The following is a 3,447-nucleotide window of genomic DNA, read 5'->3' as shown; positions in this document are numbered from 1 at the left end:
ATGACCAGACCGCCCGGATTTGGGACGTTACCCGCCTGACCCAACCCCTGAACCGTCTGGTTCGGGACACCTGCACCCGCTTCCTCCTCCCCCGCCCTTGGTCGCGCAGCCTCGGACCGGCGGAATTGAACGCTTTCCCGGCACTGCGGGAGGCGCTGGAGCAGCAGGGGCTCATCAACAGCGATCTCTGCACCGATGTGCCGGGGGTGCCGCCGATGATCCCTCAATCCAGATAATTCATGAGGGTTCAGCGGTACTGATGATGGTGGCGATGCCACAACGGCAATTGGCTGATTCTATTGCGGTAACTGTTCGCAGTTCGGTCGGTGGTCGAACTTCGCCAGCACGGGTACGCCTTATTCCAGCGATTGTTTGGATGGGCCGCGCGCGGCGCGCCGGGGCGGCCCCTGTCGCCAATGCGAAATGGATTCCGCTTGACGCGACTGCGGCGGTAAATGGTGATGGCGCGATACGGAAAGTCGGGTGTTGATCGGAAGAACGAGGCGAAGCGACGCCACAGTCGCCGATGCAGCCCCCGAATGACAGAGGTTTGAGATGGGACGAGAGAGAAACCGGGGGCGGAACGGCACGGGGGCTCTGGAAGGCTTGCTTGATGCCCTGATGGCGGAGATGCAGGCGGTCGCCGAGAAAAGTTCGCAGCGGCGGCTGGAGGAGGTCGGTGCCAGGCTGATGCCGCGCGGAGTCGAAACGCTGATGGTGTCGCCCGGATTCGACGCCGCCGTCCTGGCGCTTGTCGCCGATCTGGCCCTGTTCACCGCGCCGCCGGGTCGGTCGACGGCTGTCGAACGCCACGTCAAGCAGGCCATGCCCCGGCCGGATCGCGCCAAACGGTGGTGGCGGCCCTGGCCGGCCATCGCTTTACCCTGTTCACGATCACCGCCGCCGCCAACGCCGGGCGCCATCCGGCGCGCGACCTGTTGACGGGGGAGGCGTTCACGCTGGTCACCTTCGGGCTGGAACCGATCGCGGCACCGGGCGCGCGTCTTGCCGGGCGTCTGGTGAAATTGGACGATTTTCACGTGCTGATCAGCGCTGCCGCCCTGCTTGACAATGATGCCCTGACGACGATCCGGCCCTGGCTGTCGCGCGATGGCCGCGCGCTCGCCAATCCCGCCCGCTGCGCCGAGGCGCTGTACCGCGACGCGATTGCCGAGTTGCGGCTGGTGCTGCCGGGTGTCTTCGGAAGCGGTGATGACCACGAGGACGTGGCGGCCCCGGACGATGTGTTCCATGAAATCGCGGCGGCCTGGGCGTCGGGCGATCCGTCGCCCGAGCAGGAGAACGTCATTCGCGGTCGCACGAGTGTCGACGACCTGATCACCGTCATCCAGTATCTGCGCGTCGCCCGTGAGGGAGGGAACGGACGGCTCGCCGCCGCCTATGAGCGGATCGCGGTCTTGCAGATGGAAACGCTGCACCGCCGCGCGGCGGTCGGCAATGCTGCCGCCGGCGAGACCTTGAAAGCGTTCGAAGCGGAGATCGACCGCGCCATCCGCACCGGTGAGATCCCGGCATTCTACCGTGACCTGTTCGATGAACTCAATCGTCGCGCCCGACCGGCCTCGGGCCGCAAGGCCACAGACGAGGCGGGCGCCGAACTCGACCGGCTTCGCGCGCGCATCCAGGCGCTGCAGGCCAAGACGGTCGAACAGGGCTGCACCGAGGAGGAGGCGTTGGCCGCCGCTGCCAAGGTTGCCGAACTTCTCGACCGCCACGGCCTGTCCCTGTCCGAACTGGAAATGCGCCAGCAGACCTGCGAGGGGACGGCCATCGAGACCGGTCGCAAGCGCCGGGCACCGATCGACGACGCCATGCCGGTCGTCGCCCGCTTCTGCGATTGCCGCTACTGGATCGAGACGGGAAGGGATGGCGACCTGCGGTTTGTGCTTTTCGGCCTGCCGGCCGACGTGACGGCGGCGCGGTGTCTGCATGACCTGATCGGCGCAGCGATCATGGTCGAGACGGCGGCGTTCAAGGCAGGGCCACTCTACGCCGACCATCCTTCCAATCAGAAGGCCAGCGCGACGCGGTCGTTCCAGGCGGGGATGGTCCACGAGATCGCCGGCAAACTCACCGACCTGAAGCGCCAGCGCAGCCGGGCCACGCTGAAGAGCACGGGGCGCGATCTGGTGCCGCTGAAGGCCGACATCGTGGAACAGGAATTGGCCCGTCTCGGCATGCGCTTCACCGAGAAAGCGGTTCAGACGGGAAGAAGCGTCCTGAAGGACGCCTACCATGCCGGCCGTGCCGCCGGTCAGGCGTTCGAACTCGAGCCGAGGATCGGCGGCGGCGCATCAACATCAGGCGAATGACCACCTGGCCTCACGGCAGCATTTCCACCGCCCCCCGACCGCGACATGCCCTCCCGCCCCATCCAGCGCCACGACCAGTTCTTCCAGACCCTGCCCGATAAACCGGGCAGGGCGGGAACCCTGTTGCGCGAACGGCTGCCGGGAAGCTTCGTGTCGCAGCGGCTGCGCGCTTACCGCATCGATCGGCTGTACAAAACCAAGACCGTCACCGGTCGCCCGGTTACCGATTTCGCGCTGATCGAGCACAAGTCGAAGCCGGAGCCGCACATCGCGCTTCACTCGGCTATCAGCATCAGATCCTGGAACACTGAGGTCGAACGGAGGGGCGGAATCCGGACGGCTCGTCGCGCCCGCTCCCGGCATTGGTGACAATGGTGGTCTATAACGGTGCGACGTAATGGACCGTGCCGCTGTCGCTGGCCGAGGCGACAGATACCGACGCGGCGATCCGGCCCCCCCCACTTACTGGATTTCCACTACAGCCTCGTCGATCTGGGCCGTCTTCCCGACGCGCAATGCGTGGAGCGAGCGCATTCTCAAGGCTGAAAAACTGGACGATTTGTTCGCGGGCAGTTTGCCGCGTTGATCGCAATCGGGGCTGAGGGAGGCATAGGGTCGCATTTTGAGCGGTCTTCGAGATCCCGCGATTGGAAGAGCGAGGGGGGGGGATTCCGGCTGCAACACATTGATCATGCTGAGTAAGAATTCAGAGAAGTTTTGATCCCGGTTTCATCCCCCCTGCCATCTACCAGATAGAGACCAGGACCCGGGCCGCTCACATTGAACCGCGCCGGGATTGTCGGCGGCCAAAGTTCGTGAGTCATGCAGCCATTTGCTGAGTGCTCACAGCATCATGATAGCGTTGTTCCGCCTCGGCGGGCGGGATATTTCCGATGGGCTCGAGCAGGCGGCGGTTGTTGAACCAGTCGACCCATTCGAGGGTTGCGTATTCCACAGCTTCAAAGGATTTCCAAGGTCCGCGCCTGTGGATCACCTCAGTTTTGTAGAGGCCATTGACGGTTTCGGCCAAGGCATTGTCGTATGAATCACCGACACTGCCGACCGACGGTTCGATGCCAGCCAAGCCCAGCCGCTCGGTGTATCGGATGGATAG

General features: G+C 64.7%; 5 protein-coding genes. 4 read left to right on the top strand and 1 reads right to left on the bottom strand.

The features are described from left to right. The 4 genes from G473_RS30705 to G473_RS0124125 form a co-directional block, all read left to right on the top strand. On the top strand, window positions 1-236 hold a 236-nt coding region (locus tag G473_RS30705), incomplete at its 5' end, for a hypothetical protein (protein ID WP_035709408.1). A 319-nt stretch (window positions 237-555) separates the two neighbouring features. After that, a complete protein-coding gene (locus G473_RS0124135) occupies window positions 556-942 on the top strand; it encodes a hypothetical protein (protein ID WP_154667577.1) in 387 nt (128 codons plus the stop codon). Next, complete coding sequence (locus G473_RS30110; RefSeq protein WP_154667576.1) at window positions 855-2,333, top strand: DUF7168 domain-containing protein; 1,479 nt, start codon at window positions 855-857, stop codon at window positions 2,331-2,333. Before G473_RS0124135 ends, G473_RS30110 begins: the two co-directional genes overlap by 88 nt. 45 nt (window positions 2,334-2,378) lie before the next feature. Beyond that, a complete protein-coding gene (locus G473_RS0124125; RefSeq protein ID WP_029015209.1) occupies window positions 2,379-2,702 on the top strand; it encodes an Rpn family recombination-promoting nuclease/putative transposase in 324 nt (107 codons plus the stop codon). 451 nt (window positions 2,703-3,153) lie between these two features. On the opposite strand, the gene G473_RS0124120 is transcribed toward G473_RS0124125, so the two are convergent. Further along, window positions 3,154-3,447: integrase core domain-containing protein (locus G473_RS0124120; RefSeq protein WP_029015208.1), on the bottom strand; the 294-nt coding region annotated here is incomplete at its 5' end.

This window comes from Niveispirillum irakense DSM 11586 (assembly GCF_000429645.1).
Classification (GTDB): Bacteria; Pseudomonadota; Alphaproteobacteria; order Azospirillales; family Azospirillaceae; genus Niveispirillum; species Niveispirillum irakense.
Note: the sequence above shows the minus strand (reverse complement) of the source record. Positions and strands in the feature narration are given on the sequence as shown.